This window comes from Methylobacterium sp. J-067, assembly GCF_022829465.1.
In the GTDB taxonomy this organism is placed as follows: Bacteria; Pseudomonadota; Alphaproteobacteria; order Rhizobiales; family Beijerinckiaceae; genus Methylobacterium; species Methylobacterium litchii.
In genome coordinates this window covers 340,021-357,593 of sequence record NZ_JAKSXZ010000092.1, presented here as the reverse complement: position 1 = coordinate 357,593, position 17,573 = coordinate 340,021, and the positions used below count along the sequence as shown (strand labels likewise).

17 protein-coding genes are annotated in these 17,573 nt (G+C 69.7%); 8 read left to right on the top strand and 9 right to left on the bottom strand.

The features are described 5' to 3' along the window. Window positions 1-174 (bottom strand): GTP-binding protein (locus MKK52_RS10805; protein ID WP_238230710.1); only part of this gene is annotated, 174 nt, incomplete at its 3' end. A 288-nt stretch (window positions 175-462) separates the two neighbouring features. Here MKK52_RS10805 and MKK52_RS10800 point away from each other — a divergent pair. From MKK52_RS10800 to MKK52_RS10780, 5 genes are all read left to right on the top strand, one after another. Further along, the gene (locus MKK52_RS10800; protein WP_243953778.1) at window positions 463-1,323 is read left to right on the top strand and encodes an outer membrane protein; all 861 of its coding nucleotides are present in this window, start codon (window positions 463-465) and stop codon (window positions 1,321-1,323) included. A gap of 97 nt (window positions 1,324-1,420) precedes the next feature. Then, window positions 1,421-2,068: a maleylacetoacetate isomerase gene (gene maiA, locus MKK52_RS10795; protein WP_243953777.1), complete on the top strand. Its 648-nt coding sequence runs from the start codon at window positions 1,421-1,423 to the stop codon at window positions 2,066-2,068. A gap of 129 nt (window positions 2,069-2,197) precedes the next feature. Continuing rightward, window positions 2,198-3,529: an NAD(P)/FAD-dependent oxidoreductase gene (locus MKK52_RS10790; RefSeq protein ID WP_243953776.1), complete on the top strand. Its 1,332-nt coding sequence runs from the start codon at window positions 2,198-2,200 to the stop codon at window positions 3,527-3,529. Between the two features lie 22 nt (window positions 3,530-3,551). Further along, a complete protein-coding gene (locus MKK52_RS10785) occupies window positions 3,552-3,854 on the top strand; it encodes an EthD family reductase (protein ID WP_243953775.1) in 303 nt (100 codons plus the stop codon). Then, entirely contained in the window at window positions 3,851-4,165 is a 315-nt protein-coding gene (locus tag MKK52_RS10780) for a hypothetical protein (RefSeq protein WP_243953774.1), read from the top strand. The genes MKK52_RS10785 and MKK52_RS10780 overlap by 4 nt, the downstream gene beginning before the upstream one ends. 3 nt (window positions 4,166-4,168) lie before the next feature. Here MKK52_RS10780 and MKK52_RS10775 read toward each other — a convergent pair whose 3' ends face one another. From MKK52_RS10775 to MKK52_RS10750, 6 genes are all read right to left on the bottom strand, one after another. Beyond that, window positions 4,169-7,477: a PAS domain-containing protein gene (locus tag MKK52_RS10775; RefSeq protein WP_243953773.1), complete on the bottom strand. Its 3,309-nt coding sequence runs from the start codon at window positions 7,475-7,477 to the stop codon at window positions 4,169-4,171. A 195-nt stretch (window positions 7,478-7,672) separates the two neighbouring features. After that, complete coding sequence (locus tag MKK52_RS10770) at window positions 7,673-9,289, bottom strand: ABC transporter ATP-binding protein (protein ID WP_243953772.1); 1,617 nt, start codon at window positions 9,287-9,289, stop codon at window positions 7,673-7,675. 3 nt (window positions 9,290-9,292) lie between these two features. Then, window positions 9,293-10,714, bottom strand: coding sequence for a M20 family metallopeptidase (locus MKK52_RS10765; RefSeq protein WP_243953771.1), 1,422 nt, complete (start codon window positions 10,712-10,714; stop codon window positions 9,293-9,295). A gap of 37 nt (window positions 10,715-10,751) precedes the next feature. Next, window positions 10,752-11,699, bottom strand: a complete 948-nt coding sequence (locus MKK52_RS10760; protein WP_243953770.1) for an ABC transporter permease — start codon at window positions 11,697-11,699, stop codon at window positions 10,752-10,754. Beyond that, window positions 11,699-12,613, bottom strand: coding sequence for an ABC transporter permease (locus MKK52_RS10755; RefSeq protein ID WP_243953769.1), 915 nt, complete (start codon window positions 12,611-12,613; stop codon window positions 11,699-11,701). The genes MKK52_RS10760 and MKK52_RS10755 overlap by 1 nt, the downstream gene beginning before the upstream one ends. A gap of 13 nt (window positions 12,614-12,626) precedes the next feature. Continuing rightward, the gene (locus MKK52_RS10750) at window positions 12,627-14,141 is read right to left on the bottom strand and encodes an ABC transporter substrate-binding protein (protein WP_243953768.1); all 1,515 of its coding nucleotides are present in this window, start codon (window positions 14,139-14,141) and stop codon (window positions 12,627-12,629) included. A 135-nt stretch (window positions 14,142-14,276) separates the two neighbouring features. On the opposite strand from MKK52_RS10750, the gene MKK52_RS10745 reads away from it, so the two are divergent. Beyond that, on the top strand, window positions 14,277-15,179 hold the full coding sequence (locus MKK52_RS10745) for a LysR family transcriptional regulator (protein ID WP_243953767.1): 903 nt from the start codon (window positions 14,277-14,279) through the stop codon (window positions 15,177-15,179). Window positions 15,180-15,477: 298 nt separating this feature from the next. Here the strand turns inward: MKK52_RS10745 and MKK52_RS10740 are convergent, their stop codons facing one another. Beyond that, the gene (locus tag MKK52_RS10740) at window positions 15,478-15,978 is read right to left on the bottom strand and encodes a thermonuclease family protein (RefSeq protein WP_243953766.1); all 501 of its coding nucleotides are present in this window, start codon (window positions 15,976-15,978) and stop codon (window positions 15,478-15,480) included. Between the two features lie 153 nt (window positions 15,979-16,131). Here MKK52_RS10740 and MKK52_RS10735 point away from each other — a divergent pair, with 153 nt between their 5' ends. Beyond that, complete coding sequence (locus MKK52_RS10735) at window positions 16,132-16,338, top strand: hypothetical protein (protein ID WP_243953765.1); 207 nt, start codon at window positions 16,132-16,134, stop codon at window positions 16,336-16,338. Window positions 16,339-16,343: 5 nt separating this feature from the next. Here MKK52_RS10735 and MKK52_RS10730 read toward each other — a convergent pair whose 3' ends face one another. Next, complete coding sequence (locus tag MKK52_RS10730) at window positions 16,344-17,009, bottom strand: L,D-transpeptidase (RefSeq protein WP_243953764.1); 666 nt, start codon at window positions 17,007-17,009, stop codon at window positions 16,344-16,346. Window positions 17,010-17,120: 111 nt separating this feature from the next. On the opposite strand from MKK52_RS10730, the gene MKK52_RS10725 reads away from it, so the two are divergent. Beyond that, window positions 17,121-17,564, top strand: coding sequence for a VOC family protein (locus MKK52_RS10725; RefSeq protein WP_243953763.1), 444 nt, complete (start codon window positions 17,121-17,123; stop codon window positions 17,562-17,564). Window positions 17,565-17,573 lie beyond the last annotated feature (9 nt).

Genomic DNA, 17,573 nt, shown 5'->3' with positions numbered 1-17,573 from the left:
TGCCTTCTCCTCGGGAGCCTTGTCGATCTGGTCGTAGGCCGTGAACGTCGCGCCGCCGGACTCCGCCAGGACCTTCGTGATCGCCGCCGTCAGCGACGTCTTGCCGTGGTCCACGTGCCCGATCGTGCCGATGTTGCAGTGGGGCTTCGTACGAGAGAACTTTTCCTTGCCCATGATTCCCGTTCCTGCGGAGGGGGCAACGCGGGCGCCCCGGTTCCAGCTCGGCCGCCCCGACGCTTCACGGGGGCGAAAAGCGCCGACCGCTTAGAGGGTCGGCAAGCCGGGATCAAGGGCCACGCCGAATCCCCGGGGGCCTGTCAAGGTAAATTCGGGTCCCGAACCCCTCCTCCGCCACGGCCCCGCTTTGACCGACTACTGTGTCTTTAAGGGCATAGGCGCCGCCGGGGTGCGCGATTAACTTGGCCACAGACACGAATTAGACAAACACCGGGTCTCGCCTCAATGATGAAGAAAGTCCTCCTGTCCACCGCCGCGACGGCCCTGCTGGCGACCGCCGTCTCGGCCGCCGACCTGCCGCGCCGCGCCGCCCCGCCGCCGGTCTTCACCCCGGTTCCGGTCTTCACCTGGACGGGCTTCTACGCCGGTCTCGAGTCGGCCTACACCTTCACCGACAACCAGCGCATCAACACCGTCGGCCTGAACGCCGTGACCGCCGGCAACGTCGCCGCCGGCCGCCGGCCCGCCTCCGTGACGACCTCGCAGGACGGCATCGCCAACATCGGCGGCACCGCTGGCTACAACTACCAGTTCACGCCGGGCTCGGGCATCGTCGTCGGTATCGCGAACAGCATCGACTGGACGGACATCACCAAGAACCGCTTCATCCTCGGTGCCCCGCTCGCCGGCGGCGTCCTGCCGAACCCGAGCCAGTACCGTCAGAGCCTCGACTGGCTCGGCACCCTCACCGGCCGCGTGGGCTACGCCTTCGACCGCGTCCTCGTGTACGGCACCGGCGGTCTCGCCTACGGCAACGTCTTCCACGACGTGAACTTCTACACCCCCGGCGGCGCCCTGCAGTTCGCCGGCCGCTACGACGACTTCAAGACCGGCTACGCCTATGGCGGCGGCATCGAGTTCGCCCTGCCGACCGACAGCTTCCTGAACACCTTCGCCATCGGCCGCTACCTCGGCATCAAGTACGACGCCATCACCATCAAGGCCGAGTACATCCACTACGACCTGGGCACCCAGAACGTCGTGGTGAACGCGGTCGCGAATGGCGCCCCGTCGTACCTCTCGCGCTTCCGCACCGAGGGCAACATCGTCCGTGCCGGCTTCAACTATAAGTTCGGCGGCTTCTAGGACCTTTGACGGGGAGACTTCCCCGCGCGACACAAGGGGCGGGTGCCGATCGCGGCGCCCGCCCTTTTTTTGGTCCCGACTCGGTGGAGCGGCTTCGATGCACATGTACGGCAACTGGCGGTCCGCTGCCGCTTTCCGGGTGCGAATCGCCCTGAAGCTCAAAGGGCTGGCCTACGAGGAGACGTTCATCGACCTCGATGCCGGCGATCAGCACAAGCCGGAGTTCCGCGCCATCAACCCGCAGGGCGCCGTGCCGGCCCTGTTCGACGGCGAGGGCCCTCCCCTCACGCAATCCCTGGCGATCCTCGACTATCTGGAAGAGGCGAAGGGCGGCGAGCGCCTGCTGCCGGCCGATCCCCGCGAGCGGGCGCGCGCCCGCTCCCTGGCGCAGCTCGTCGCCTGCGATACCCACCCGCTCTACGTCCCGCGCGTGCGGACTTTCCTCATGGAAGAATACGGGCTGCCGAAGGAGCGCATGATGACCTTCGTGCGCCACACCTTCGAGACCGGGCTGAAGACGCTGGAGACGCGCCTGACCTCGGAGCCGGGCACCGGGCGCTTCTGCCAGGGCGACGCGGTGAGCCACGCCGACCTCTGCCTCGTGAGCCTGTGGGTCGGCACGGGGATCTTCGGCGTCGATACGGCGCCCTACCCCACGGTGAAGCGGATCGCCGAGACCTGCCTCGCCCTGCCGGCCTTCGCCGAATCCCATCCCCTGCGCCAGCCGGGCGCGCCGCAGGGCTGACGCGACACCACGGCGCGGCGTCTTCGGGAAAGACGTCGCGCGGGAATAACTGGCAAAGCACTGACGCGTCGGTTTATGCAGTTTCTTCATCGGCGCGAAGATCAGAGCGCCGAGAGTCTTGAGGCATCCATGGTCCCAGCGGGAAGCGAGACAACTCCTCATCGAGTCGTCGTGGTGGGCGGCGGCGCCGCCGGCCTGCAACTGGTGACCAAGCTCGGAGACCGGCTCGGGAAGCGGCGGAAGGCCGAGATCTCGCTGGTCGACCGGGCGCGCACCCATATCTGGAAGCCGCTGCTGCACGAGGTCGCCGCCGGCAGCCTCGATGTCGGCCATCACGCGGTGGATTACCTCCACCACGCGCACCAGCACCATTTCCGCTACCGGATCGGCCAGATGATCGGCCTCGACCGGGCGGCGCGGCAGATCACCCTGGCCCCGAGCTTCGACGCCGAGGGACGGCAGGTCACGCCCGAGCGCACCGTCGGCTACGACACGCTGGTGATCGCGGTGGGCTCGACCACCAACGATTTCGGCACGCCCGGCGTGGCCGAGCACGCCATCGCCCTCGACACGCAGGAGCAGGCGGTGCGCTTCCACCAGCGCCTCGTGAATGCCAGCCTGCGGGCCCACACCCAGGACGGGCCGGTGCGCCCCGGCCAGTTGCACGTGACGGTGATCGGCGCGGGCGCGACGGGGACCGAACTCGCGGCCGAGCTGCACCGCACCCTGCGCGACGTGGTGGCTACGGGCCTCGACAAGATCGATCCCGACAAGGACATCCGCATCACCCTCGTGGAGGCCGCCGACCGGGTGCTCCCGGCCGTGCCGGAACGGCTCTCGGCCGAGGTCATGCAGATGCTGCGCAAGATCGGCGTCGACGTGCGCCTCAAGGCCCGCGTCACCGAGGTGCGGGCCGATGGCGTCGCGCTGGCAGACGGCACGTTCCTGCCCTCGGAGCTCGTCGTCTGGGCGGCGGGCGTGAAGGCCCCGCCCTTCCTCCAGGGGATCGGCGGGCTGGAAACCACCCGCACCAACCAGCTGGTGGTCACGCCGACCCTCCAGACCACCCGCGACCCGGACATCTTCGCGATGGGCGATTGCGCCTACCTTGTGGAGGCGGGCTCCGACCGGCCGATCCCGCCCCGCGCCCAGGCCGCGCACCAGCAGGCGACGCACCTGATCGGGCAGATCGAGGCCAAAATCGCCGGAAAGCCGCTGACGCCGTTCAAGTACCGGGATTTCGGCTCGCTGGTCTCCCTCGGCCATTACTCGACGGTCGGGAGCCTAATGGGCTTCATCCGGGGCCGGAACATGCTGATCGTCGGCCTGTTCGCGCGGATGATGTACCGCTCGCTGTACAAGATGCACGAGCGCGCCCTGCACGGCAGCGTGAAGACGACGATCGACGCGATGGCCCGCGCCCTGACCCGGCGCACGGTCTCGCGCGTAAAGCTGCACTAGGCAGACCACAAGGGAGAACGCCGTGATCCTCGTGAGCGTGATGTACCCGGCCGGACCGAAGTTCGACATGGGCTATTACCTGAACACCCACATGCCGCTGGTGCGCGAGCGTTGGTCGAGCCTCGGCCTGCACGAGGCGACGGTGGTGACGGGCAAGGGCACGCCCGATGGCGGCCAAGCCTCGTTCCAGGTGATGGCGCTGCTGAAGTTCGAGTCGGCCGAGGCCTTCGCCAAGGCCGCCGAGGCGCACGGCGCCGAGATCTTCGCCGACATCCCGAACTTCACCGAGGCCCAGGCCCAGGTGCAACTCAACGACTTCGCGTGATCGACGTCATCGAAGCGGTCAAGAAGGCCGATCCGTCGCTCGGCCCCTATGTGCTCGTCCTGCGCGGCGACGCGCGGGCGCTCGCCGCGCCCGACCGCCTCACCCCGGAGGCGCAAGCCTGGATCGATGCGAACGCGCCGGGCGGGCGCCTCGTCCAGGTGGACGTGATGCTCAGCCCCTATCCGGGGGCCGCGCCGGCCCCACGCAGCCTGAGCGTCGCGGCCCTGGCCGATTCGCGCCAGCTCGCGGCCTTCGCCACGGCCTGGACCGCCGATCCGTTCGAGGACGAGGACGAGACGCCCGCCGCCTGACCTTCAGGCGACGCGCAGGGTGCGGATGACCCGCAGGGTCTTGGCCCGCTGCACCTCCAGCCGCCGGATCAACGCCGAGAGGTCGCTGCCCGCATGGGCGGCGGCCTCCAACTCGCGGCACAGGTCCGAGAGGCCGGCGAAACCCAGCATCCCCGCCGCCGAGACCATGGCATGGGCGTCGTGGGCGATCTCCTGCCGGTCGTTCGCCGGAATGCGGAAGCGCTGCGACAACTCCCCCGCCAGCATGTCGAGGAGGCCGTCGACGCGCTCCGGCCCGAAGCGCAGGCGCATGGCGTCGAGCACGTCGGCGTCCAGCGTCTGCGGATCGACGCGGGGCGGGTCCGGCTCCGGCTTGGCGAGGCGCTTGCGGGCGTCTGCCATCGTCCAGCGCTCGATGATGGCGCAGAGGTCCTGGCGCTTGAACGGCTTGCCGACATGGTCGTCCATGCCGGCCTTGAGCAGTTCCTCGACCTGCTCCGGCAGGACGTTGGCCGTCATCGCCACGATGGGCACGTCGCAGGCGGGCGCCGCGAGGCTGCGGATGCGGCGCGTGGCGGCGAGCCCGTCGACGCCGGGCATCTGCACGTCCATCAGCACGAGGTCGAAGCCGCGTCCGCCCGCGAAAGCCGCCTCGACGGCCGCCACCGCCTCGGCGCCATCGACCGCCACCGCGACCTCGTAGCCCTCGGCTTCCAGCACCGCGCAGGCGAGTTCGCGGTTGATCGCGACATCCTCGGCCAGGAGCAGCCGCAGGTGACGCCTCGCCTCGGTTGAGGTGGCGGGCAATCGTTGCGTCGGGGCCGGGCCGTGGACCGGCTCGTCCCCCCGCGGCAGGACCAGAGTGAACCAGAAGGTCGAGCCCTCGCCCTCGCGGCTCTCGACGCCCATCCGTCCGCCCATCAGCTCGACGAGCTGGTGCGAGATGGCGAGGCCGAGCCCCGTACCGCCGAAGCGGCGGCTGATCGAGCCATCGACCTGACTGAAGCGGCGGAACAGGCGGGACTGGTCCTCCGGCGCGATGCCGATGCCCGTGTCGGTGACGGCGAAGCGCAGGGCCTCGCCCTGGCGATAGACCCTCAGGGTGACGGAGCCCTCGGGGGTGAACTTCACCGCGTTGTTCAGGAGGTTCAGCAGCACCTGCTGCAGCCGGCTCGAATCGCCCACTACGAAGCGCGGCAGGTCGGGATCGAGTTCGACCGTGATCGACAGGCCGCTCTTGAGCGCCGCCCCGCGCACGATGGAGATCGCCGCCTCGATGATCGAGACGAGGGGGAAGGACAGGGATTCGAGGGTCAGTTCGCCGGCATTGACCTTCGAGAAGTCGAGGACGTCGTTGACGACGGTCAGCAGCGCCGCGCCCGAATTCTGGATGAGGGCGAGGCGGCGCCGGTCCTCGCCGTGGATCGTGTCGCCGTCGAGGAGCAGGTCGGCATAGCCGATGATGCTGTTGAGCGGCGTGCGGATCTCGTGGCTCATGGCCGCGAGGAAGTTGCTCTTGGCCGCGCTCGCCCGCTCGGCCTCGGCGCGGGCGATCTCGGCATCGTGGGTCGCCGCCCGGAGCGCCGCCTCGGTCGCCTTGGAATCGGTGATGTCGAGGTGCAGCCCGACCATGCGCATCGGCCGCTCGTCGGAGCCGAACACCGTGCGCCCGCGCCCGTAGATCCAGCGGTCCCCCACCCGGAACTGCGCCGCGTAGGTGCTGCGGGAATCGATGGCCCGCCGGACCTCGTTCCAGGCATCGGCCGCGTCGTCCGGGTTGAGGAGGCCGGTCCAGGCGGCGGCGCTCAACAGGCGCGGCTCGCCGTTCGGGCAATCGAGCCCGTGCATCCGCGCGCTTTCCGGCGCCAGGGAGACCACGCCGGACTGCATGTCCCAGTCCCAGGTGCCCGCGCCCGCCGCCTCCAGGGCGAGACCGAGGAGCTGGCGCGCATCCTCCACGGCGATGCGGGCGGTGACGATGTCATCGACGTCGAGGGCCGTGCCGAGCCATTCGAGGATGTCGCCCTTGGCGTCGAGCAGGATCGGCGAGATCGAGATCTGGTGCCAGCGGTACACGCCGTCGTGGCGGCGAATCCGCCATTGCCCGGAATAGCCGACGCCGCTGTCCAGCGCCCGATTCCACGCCGTCTCCATGGCGGCGACATCGTCGGGGTGGTTGCGGGCGAGGCGTTCGGCCCGGCCCGCGCCGATGGGGCCGTAATAGGCCCGGAACTGGGCGTTAAGATACGTCGCCTCGCCGTCGCTGACCCGCATGGTCCAGACGAGCAGCGGCAGGCTCTCGGCGAGGCCCCGGTAGCGCACGTCGCTGCGGCGCACGGCGTCCTGCACTTGGCGCATCTCGGTGACGTCGATGAGCACGCCGACGAGGCTCGTCACCGCGCCGCCTGCGTCGGCCTGGGCGACGCCGCGCACCACCACGTCGCGGATCGTGGCGTCGGGGCGCAGGATCCGCGCCTCGTAGGCGAAGGAGCCCCCCGCCGCGATGGCCTCCGCCACCGTCGCCTGGACGCGCGCCCGGTCGTCGGGGTGATAGAAATCGGCGAGTTGCCGCATCGTAGGCGGGGGCTCGCCGGGATCGAGGCCGGCGATCCGGTAGAGGCCGGGGGACCACGTCACCCGCCCGTCCGCGAGGGTGACTTCCCAGGTGCCGATGGAGGCGAGCCATTCGGCCATCATCAGCTGGGCGTCGGCGCTCTCCTGCGCCCGGGCGCGCAGTTCGATCTCGCCGTTCTGCTTGAAGATGACGGCCTCCCGCGCCTCCACCGTCGCGGCGGCCTTCAGGCGCTCGGCGTCGGACAGGGCGAGCCGGAGATGGGCGATCACCGTCTCGGCGAGGTCGGTCAGGGTCGCCTCCTCGTCCGCCGTGAACGCGCGCGGGGCGGTGTCCACGAGACAGAAGGTGCCGAGCGGCAGCCCCGGCTCCAGGCAGAGCGGGATGCCGGCATAGAAACGGATGCCGCGCTCGCCCTTCACCCCCGCGAGGTCGCGGAAATCGGGGTGCTCCCAGGTGTCGTGGGCGACGATGGGCACGCCGCGCTCGACCGTGACATGGCAGAAGGTCTGGCGCCGCGGGGCCGTGGTGGGGATCAGCTCGCAGGGGGTCTTCAGCCAGACCTGCTCTTCGCCCATCAGCGCGACGAAGGCCCCGGCAACGCCGAAGACGCGCTTCGCCACCCGGCAGACCGCCTCGAAATGCGGTTCCGGCGCGGTGCCGAGGATCCCGAGGGCGGCCAGGGCCTCGACCCGCGCCGCCTCATCCCGGACCGGTCCCGGCTCGCCGTCGTCAGGATGCCGGGGGCTGTCCTGCGTCATGGGCTGCGAACCACTCCGTCCTCCGAAAGCGTCGCGTGTCCATACTGCCAGGACAACCGGGCCGCTTCCAGAGCCCGAACCGTGGCGGGCCTTGGAGCGACGGCACGGTCTGAGTCGGGAACGCGACTGCGCGGGCCGCTACACCAGCCCGCCGCCCTCTCTTCGCTTGGAAAGGTTTCCGAGCCGTAACGGCCGCTACTCCGCCGCCTGCCCCCCCGGCACCGCCGCCAGCAGGTTGCGGGTGTATTCGTGCGCGGGTGCGGCGAAGAGTTCGGCGGTGGGCCGCATCTCCACCACCTGCCCGCGATGCATCACCGCGATCCGGTCGCAGATCGTGGCCGCCACCCGCAGATCGTGGGTGATGAACAGCATGGCGAGCGAGAGACGCTTCTTCAGGTCCTCCAGCAGGTCGAGGACCTGCGCTTGGACCGAGACGTCCAAAGCCGAGACCGCCTCGTCGGCCACGAGCACGTCGGGCTCCATGGCCAGCGCCCGGGCGATGCCGACGCGCTGGCGCTGGCCGCCGGAGAAGGCGTTCGGGTAGCGGTCGTAGGCCTTGGGGTCGAGGCCGACGAGGGCGAGGAGTTCCTCGGCCTTGGCCCGCGCCTGCTTGCGCGGCACGCCGTGGGCGATGGGCCCGGCGGTGATGATCTGCCCCACCGTGCGGCGCGGGTTGAGGGAGGCGAAGGGATCCTGGAAGATCATCTGGATCCGGCGGCGCTCCTCGCGCAGCTGCGCGGGCTTCAGGGCCGAATAATCGAGGTCGCCGACGCGGATCGTGCCGCCGTCCGGCTCGATCAGGCGGATGGCGAGCCGCGCGGTGGTGGACTTGCCGGAGCCCGACTCGCCGACGAGGCCCAGGGTCTCCCCGCGCCGCACGTCGAAGGTGACCGCGTTGGCCGCGTTCACCACGCGGGGCGGCCCGAACCAGCTGGCCTTGGTGAAGTAGGTCTTCTTCAGGCCGCTGACCGAGAGGGCGACGGGCGCCCCGTCGAGGGGCTCGCGCTTGGGCGGGTTGAGGGTCGGCACCGCCGCCAGGAGCTTCTTCGTGTAGGGCGCCTGCGGGTTGTGCAGCACCTCGGCCGCCGGGCCGAACTCGACCAGCTTGCCCCGCTGGAGCACGGCGACCTGATCGGCAATGTCGGCCACCACGCCGAAATCGTGGGTGATGAACATCACGCTCATCCCCCGCCGCCGCTGCAATTCGCGGATCAGCTTCAGGATCTGCGCCTGCGTGGTCACGTCGAGGGCGGTGGTCGGCTCGTCGGCGACCAGCACCGAGGGTTCGAGGGCGAGCGCCATGGCGATCATCGCCCGCTGCCGCTGGCCGCCGGAAAGTTGGTGCGGATAGGCGCGGACGATCTCGGCCGGGTTCGGCAGGCCGACCTCGGTGGCGAGCGCCACCACCTTCTCCCGACGCTCCGCCCGGGTGAACAGGTTGTGCGCCTCGTACATCTCGGCGATCTGGTCGCCGATGCGCATCACAGGGTTCAGCGCCGTCATCGGCTCCTGGAAGATCATCGCCACCCGGCGCCCGCGCAGGTCGCGCCAGTCCGCCTCGCCGAGGCCGAGGAGGTCCCGCCCCTCGAAAGTGATGGTGCCGGAGGTGGGCTTGAGCGACCGGGGCAGGAGGCCGGTGAGCGCGTAGGCGCTCATCGACTTGCCCGAGCCCGATTCCCCCACGACGCAGAGGATCTTGCCCGCCTCCAGATCGAGGTTCAGCCCCTCGACCGCGTGAGGGCGGTCGGCGCCCTTCGGCAGGGCGATGGTGAGATCGCGGATGCGGACGACCGGGCTGACGGGCTCGGACATGGTTCAGGCTCCTCCGGCGCGGCGGCGCAGGACGGCGGGGCCATCCTCGCCGAGATCCCAGAACAGGCCCGCCATGATGGCCATGGCCTCGCGCGATTCCGAGCCGAGCAGGTGCTCGTCCGGGGCGTGCTGCTGGCAGGCGGGGTAGGAATGGGGCACCCACAGGGTGGGCAGGCCGAGGATTTCGGAGAAGGCGTCGTTCGGCAGCGAGCCGCCGAGGTTCGGCAGCAGCGCCGGGTTCTTCCCGGTGGTCGCCTCGATGGAGCCGAGCGCCCAGCCGACCCAGGGGTCTTCCACCGGAAGGCGCGTCGCCTGGAACACCTCCGCCGCGCGGGCGGGGCGCACGCCGACCATCGGGAAGCCGTTCGCGTCGAGATGGGCGCGCACGGTCTCGATCAGCGTCTTCCATTCGGTGCCGACGACGAAGCGCAGCTGCATCACCGCCATGGCGTGGGGCGGCACGGCGTTGACCGGCCCGTCGGGATCGCCCGTGCGGAAGGCCAGGACTTCGAGGGCGTTCCAGCCGAACACCCGCTCGGCGGGGCTGAGGCCCGGCTCGCCCCAATCCTCGTCGATCTTGGGGGCGTTGGGATCCTCACCGACGCGGATGTCGGCGAGCGCCGCGCGCACGCCCTCCGGGATCGGCGGCGGGCGCAGGCCCTCCACGAGGATGGTGCCGCGCGCATCGACCATCGAGGCGATGGCGCTGGCGAGCACTGTGCCGGGGTTGCGCAGGAGGCCGCCCCAGTTCCCCGAATGGTGGCCGCCCTCGCGCAGGTTCACCGACAGTTCGAAGTTGTAGGCGCCGCGCGAGCCGAGGAAGAGCGTCGGCCGCTCGGCGTTGAGGCGCGGCCCGTCCGAGGCGATCAGCACGTCGGCCTTCAGCGCCTGCGCCTGCTCCCGGCAGAACGGGCGAAGGCCCGGCGAGCCCAGCTCCTCCCCCATCTCGATGATGAGCTTCGTGTTGAAGCCGAGCCGGCCGCCCCGCGCCTCCATCACTTGCCCGAGGGCGACGAGGTTCAGGATGTGCTGGCCCTTGTTGTCGGCCGTGCCGCGCCCGTACCAGCGGTCGCCCTCGACGGTCACTTGCCAGGGGTCGAGCCCGTCGCGCCACTGCTCGGGGTAGCTGCGCACCGTGTCGCCGTGGCCATAGACGAGGACGGTCGGCAGGTCGTCGCCCTCGTGGCGGCTGGCGATCAGGAACGGCCCGTTCGTGCCGTTCGGGTTCGGCAGGATCGTCGTGTCCTGGAAGCTCAGCTTCGCGATCAGCGGGGTGATGAAATCCTCGAGGTAGGCGTCGAGCTGGCCGGGCTGGTCCGGGCGCTGGCTCTCGGTCGGGATGGACACCGCCTCGCGCAGGAGGGCGAGGAAGCCACCCGCATCGAAATGGGCGGTGGCTCGGGTAATGGCGTCGTCGCGCGTCATCGGTGTTCTCGGGTGAGAATGCGGGGAAAAAGACCCGTCAGTTGCGGCCTTCGGGGGCGGTGACGTCGCGCAGCCCGTCGCCCAGCAGGTTGATGGCGAGCACGAGGACCAGCAGCGCCACGCCGGGGATGGTGATCACCCAGGGCTGGAAGAACATGTACTGCTTGCCCTCCGCGATCATCAGCCCCCACGAGGGCAGCGGCGGCTGCACGCCGAGGCCGAGGAAGGACAGGGCGGCCTCCAGCAGGATGGCGTGGGCCATCTCCAGGGTCGCCACCACGATGAGCGCGTTGGCGATGTTCGGCAGGATCTCCTGCAGGACGATCCGCAGGTTGGTGAGGCCCGAGGCGCGGGCGGCGCTGATAAAATCCTGGTTGCGGATCTGCTGCGTCGCCGCGCGGGCGACGACGGCGAAGCGGTCCCAGAGCAGGAAGCCCAGCACCAGCACCACCACCTTCAGCGAGCCGCCGACGAGGGAGGCCATGGCCAGCGCCACCAGCACCACCGGCAGGGCGAGGCGGGTGGTCACGATATAGCTCACCGCCGCATCGACCCGGCCGCCGAAATAGCCGGCGCAGACCCCGAGGAAGGTGCCGATCGCCCCCGAGATCAGCGCCGCCGACACGCCGATGAGCAGGGAGATCTGGGCGCCGTAGAGGAGGCGGCTGAGGTAATCGCGCCCGAGCTTGTCCGTGCCGAGGATGTGATCCCACGTGCCCTTGGCCTGCCAGATCGGCGGGATCAGGCGGCGGGACACGTCCTGCGCGTAGGGGTCGTGCGGGGCGACGAGGGGCGCGGCCAGCGCCGCCAGCATGATGAGCCCGAGGAGCCCGCCGCCGATCAGGCATCCGCCGTGGCGCATGAACCGGCCGAGGACAATGGCGCCGGGGGAGCGCGCGGCGGTGGGGATCACGGCGGCGACGGGGCTGTCCGTGTCCGGCGGGAGGGTGGCGGCGAGGGCCGCCCGGTCGGTGGGCAGGGTCATCACTGGCGAAGCCTCGGATCGAGGAAGGCGTTCAGCAGGTCGGCCGCCAGCGTCAGGGCGATGTAGATCATCGCCAGCACCAGCACGATGGCCTGGACCACGGGGAAGTCGTTGCGGGCGATGGATTCCCAGGCCAGCTGCCCGAGGCCCTGGAGGGAGAACACCGCCTCGATCACGATGGAGCCGCCGAGCATGAAGCCGAACTGCACCGCCGCCAGGGCGATCACCGGGATCACCGCGTTGCGCAGGGCGTGCCGGATGAGGATCTTGCGCGGCGGCAGGCCCTTGGCGCGGGCGGTGCGGACGAAGTCCGAGGACAGGACTTCCAGCATGCCGTTGCGGGTGAGCCGCATCACCGCCGGCATTGCGTAATAGCCGAGCGCCACCGCCGGCAGCACGAAGTGCTTCCAGGTCGCGTTGCCCGAGACCGGCAGCCAGCGCAGGTTCACGGAAAAGATCAGGATCAGCGTCAGGCCGAACCAGAAGCTCGGCATCGCCTGCCCCAGCACCGAGACCGACAGGGCGAGCCGGTCGATCCAGGTGTCGCGCCGCACCGCCGCCAGCACGCCGAGGGGAATCGCCACCAGCAGCGCCACGGCCAGCGCGATGACGCCGAGATAGAGCGTGATGGGGAGCCGCGCGGCGAGCAGGTCGATCACCCGTTCGCGGAAGTAGAACGAGTTGCCGAAATCGAGGTGCAGGGCCTTCCAGCCCCAGGCCAGGAACTGCGTCAGCAACGGCTGGTCGAGGCCGTAATCCCGGCGGATCTGCTCGATCTGCGGCCCCGAGGCGTCGGGGCCGGCGATGGAGGTGGCGAGGTCGCCCGAGAGATGCAGGAGCAGGAAGCTCGCCACCGCGACGGTGAAGGCAACGGCGAAGGCGACGAGGATGCGCCGGATCGTAAAGGCGAGCATGGCGGTCGCCCCGCTACTTCCACGACGCCGCGTAGAAGCGCGGCACCTCGTCGGGCTGGGCGGTGAAGGTCAGGTCCGAGGTGAAGGCGTAGTTGGTGGAGTAGGAGAACATCGGCAGGGCGTAGGCCTGCGAGGCGATTCGCCCGAGGGCCTTGGCGTAGGCCTCCTTGCGCTTCTCCGGATCGGTCGAGCTGTCGCCGGCCTGAAGGTCGGCGATCACGACGGGATCCTTGGTCAGATCCTCCTCGCCGCCCCGGAAGTAGACGCCCGCAAAGGCCGAGACGTCGTTCACCGAGAACGAGCCCCAGGTCTGGTAGCCGATGGAGACCTTGCCGGAGCGCAGGGTGTCGCGGAAGGCGGCGTAGCGCAGGTAGTTGAGCCGCGCCTTGATGCCGACCGCGCCGAGATAGCCGATCACCGCCTCGGCGTAGTCCCGCTCCCGGTAGGCGCCGAGATCGATCTCGAACCCGTTCGGGTAGCCGGCTTCCTTCAGCAGGGCCTTGGCCTTCGCCGGGTCGTAGGGATAGCGCATCACGCCCTGATCGACGCAGCCGAACTGATCGATGAAGCAGAGGGCGTTCATCACCCGCGACGAGCCACGGACGAGGTTGTCGACCATCGCCTTCCGGTCGATGGCGTAGGAGATCGCCTGCCGGACGCGGACATCCTTGAGGGGGGAGTTCTCCTTCGCCCGGCCGAGGGTGTCGAACTGGAGGAAGCCGACCCGCATCGTCTCGGAGTTCAGGATGGTGATGTTGGGCGCGGCCCGGAGCTGGTCGGCCTGATCGCTCGGCACCCGCCAGATCCAATCGACGCCGCCGGTCATCAATTCGGCCACCCGGCTCTCGCCGTCGGGGATGACGCGGAATTCGAGCTTGCCGATCTTCGGCGTCCCGAGGGGGCTGCCGGCCCAGTATTGCGCGAAGCGCTCCATCTTCACGCCGCGACCGCTGTCCACGGACACGATCTTGTAGGGGCCGCTGCCGACCGGCGCCTTGGCGAAACCGTCGAGCCCGACCTTCTTGAAATAGGCCGCCGGGAAGATCGGCGTCGGGCCGGCGAGGTATTCCAGCGCCGCCGGGAACGGTTGTTTCAAGTGAATCCGCACCGAATGCGGGCCGGTGACCTCGGTCGACTTCATCCAGTCGACGTTCTGGCGCGTCACGGTGCGCGCCTCGGGGGTCAGGACGTAGTTGAAGGTGAAGGCGACGTCTTCCGGGCCAAGGGCATCGCCGTTGTGGAAGGTAACGCCTTCACGGATCACCAAGTCGAGGGTCGTATCGTCGACCCATTTCCAACTGGTCGCCAGCATCGGCTCGTAGGCACCGGTCTTGGTGTTGCGGTAGACCAGCGTATCCCAACAGTTGCGGGCGAGGATGACACCTTCCCGTGCGCTGTTATGGTAAGGGCTGACGTTCTCGGGCTCTGAGTCGGACGCGTAGACTAACGTGTCGTTCGCTTTTCCTGCGAGCGCGGGACCGGCGAGCAAGCTGGCAAGCAAAGCGGCGGCGAGAGTGCGTGGCGGCATTCCGTTCTGCTCCACAACTCGGATGGGCTGTCTGCCCATGCCCGTTTTTTCACCTTGCCAGCATGTTGTGCAGGAACCATCGCAACAAGTAGAATTTGGCGATGGATGCCATGCCGAATCGGCAAGGGAGGCCGGATGCAGACCACGAGCCTGCGCTACTTCCTGACGGTCGCGCGCACCGGATCCATCACCGCCGCGTCGTCGCAACTCAACGTCGCGGCCTCCGCGATCAGCCGCCAGATCGCCAACCTCGAAGCGGAACTCGACTGTGTGCTGTTCGAGCGGCTGCCGCGCGGCATGGCGCTCAGCCCGGCGGGGGAATTGCTCGCCCGCCACGCTCACCAAGTGCTGGTGCGGGCCGATCAGGTCGTGATGGAGATCCGCGAGATCGAAGGGCTCGCCAGGGGGCGGATCCGGGTCTCATGTTCGGAAGGCTTCGCCCTCGACATCATCCCCACCGTCATCGCCGAGTTCCACGCGGATTATCCGGGCATCCGGTTCGAGGTGTCGATGCTGCCCCCGGCCCAGGCGACGCAACTCGTGGCGCAGGGTGATTCGGACATCGCCATCACCTTCGCCATGTCCCCGGCCGAGGGGGTGGACGTGCTCTATGACGGTACGGTGGAGATGATCGCGCTGGCCGCCCCGGACCATCCCCTCGCGGGGGCGCCGGAACTCGCGCTGTCGGACATGCCGAACTATCCCCTCGCCCTGCCGACGCGGGACACCACGGTGCGGCTCGTCTTCGACGCCGCCTGCCAAGCGGAGGGGATCGTGGTGGAGCCGGTGCTGACGGCCAACGTGCTCTCGGCGCTGCTGCCCTTCGTGCGCCGCTCGCGGGGACTCGCGCTGATGTCGGCCCTGCCGGTGCAGACGCCCCTGCGGCTGAACGAGATCGTCAGCCTGCCGATTCGCTCGCGCATGCCCCTGTCGCGGCGGATCCAGATCCAGTCGATGCGCGGGCGGCGCCTGCCGCGCTCCGTGCAGACCTTCGTGAGCCGCATCCGCGCGGCGCTTCCGCCCTCGCTGGAGATGTGAGCGCGGGGGCGACATAGGCCGGAAACATGCCCCCGCCACTGTCGCGGCTGGGAGGGTCGGGCGATGCTTCAGGACGATTTCGACAGCACCCGCAACAGGATGATCAACCGGGCCCTGCTCGCGGCCGCCCTGGTCTCGTTCTGCTTCGGACTCACCGCGATGCTGGCCGGACTGCTCCGGTGAACGAGGGCGCGCCCCGGCGGTCGGACGAGGCGCGGCGAGCGGCGCTCCTCCTCATGGGCGCCGGCGTCGTCCTCCTCGGCCTCGCCGTGGTCTTGGGCTGGCTCCCGTAGGACCCTCAGCGCATCGCGGGATCGGCGGTGGCTTCCCGGCGGCGGTGGTCGTGGCGCCAATCGGCCGGAGGCTCGAAGGTGCCGGCCCAGATCCCCTTCCGGGTCGCCCAGGCATGGGCCTCGTACCGGACATAGGCGGGAGTGACCGCGCGGCTCGCCAGCGCGTAGCCCTGGCTCACGAGCCAGGCCGAGAGGTCGTCACCGCCGGCCTTGCAGGTCGCCGTGAGGCGACCCTTGGCATCGGGCTTGTGCGGCTCGCAGGTGACGGGCCCCTCCCCGATGCGCTTGCGCAGGAGCCGGGTGGCCTCGTGCCCGCAGGGGTAGGAGCGGCCGGCGGCATTCTCGCAGACTTGCCCCGCCTCGGGGGCGTCGATGCCGTAGAGATGGACGCGGGTGCCGTGCAGATCGAGCGTATCGCCGTCCACCACGGTGGCGGGGCCGGTCAGGGGCTCGGCGAGGCAGGGGGTGCAGCCGAGGAGGGCGAGAGCGAGAACGAATCTCCGCATCAGAGGGTCCAGATCCACAATGTCCTGTCAGGATGTCACGCGAGGCGACGATCCCTGCCGGAGGTTTGTGGCGGATTTGGTAAAACGTTGACTTAAGACGGCCAAGCTCGCCCGAGCCGTGGAACGGGCGCGGGGCCTCCCGGTTGACGCCACATGCGCACCTTCAGCACCCTCGCTTATGGTTTCGCCGCGGCGCTCGCCCTCATGGTCGCCGCCGCGCATGTCATCGGCCCGCCGAACGCGGACGATGGGCGGCGCGGGGGTCTGACGGCGGCGACGGTGCTGGGCAGCGACGGCTCGCAGGCCGACGTGGTGCGCGGCCCCGTCCGCAAGGCGGCCGACGCCACGCCGTCGAGCTAACGCGGTCAGGCGCGCGGACGGCCGCCGCGCTTGACGATCACGCGGGCTCCGACCGGCACGTGCTCGTACAAGTCGGCCACATCCTCGTTGAGCATGCGCACGCAGCCGGAGGACATCTGCTCGCCGATGCTCCACGGCTCGTTGGTACCGTGGATGCGGAACAGGATGTCGCGGTTACCCTGGTAGAGATACAGCGCCCGCGCCCCGAGGGGGTTGTCGAGCCCGCCCTTGCGGGTGCGCGGCAGGTCGGGATGCAGGGAGACCATGGTGGGGGTCGGGCTCCAATCCGGCCAAACGCCCTTGCGGCCGACCCGCGCCTCACCCTTCCACGAGAAGCCCGCCTTGCCCACGCCGACGCCGTAGCGGAGCGCCGTACCGCCCTCCTGCACAAGGAAGAGCTGCCGCTGGTCGATGTCCACGACGATCGTGCCGGGGGCCTCCAGGCCGGTATAGGCGACGGTCTGGCGCCGGTACTTCGGATCGAGGCGGCCGGTATCGACCAGGGGAATGTCGAACGGCTTGTCGGCCTTCGCACCGATGTACCACGCCGAATCGTCGTCCTGCGCCAGCTGCGCCTGACGGGTCTGGCAGGCACCGAGGGACAGGATGGCCGTCAACGCGAGACAAACCGTCCTGATGCGGCGGCGGTTGTTCGGGCGTGGCGCGGCCATGAGGTGCCTTTGCAATCGTGATTTGTCTGCCTAGCCCGATCACGTCCGCGCCGATGTAGCTTTTGCGCCGCATCCGGCGCCCTAGATCATCCGGGCCGGTAGGAGCCCCCCATGCCCGAGACGCAGACGCAACCGAGCGAGACCGTCGAGGCCCCGGTCGTGGATCTCCGCCCGGCGATCCATCTCGACCATTGCGTCATCCATGTCAGCGATTGGGAGCGCTCGAACGCCTTCTACCGGGACGTGGTCGGCGCCGAGGTGATCGCGCGCGGCCCCGGCTTCGCCTACCGGTTCGGCGGCGTGCAGCTGAATTGCCACGGGCCGGGGGTGACGCCGGAGCCGGTGGCGGCCCAACCGGTCCTGCCCGGCAACAGCGACCTGTGCTTCCGCTGGTCCGGCAGCGTCGAGGAAGCCATGGCCCATCTCGAGGCGGCGGGCGTGCCGGTGGAGCTCGGCCCCGTGGAGCGCCACGGCGCGGCGGGGGCCGGGCAGAGCGTCTATTTCCGCGATCCCGACGGATCGCTCCTCGAATTCATCACCTATCCGACATCATGAGGCGCGGGG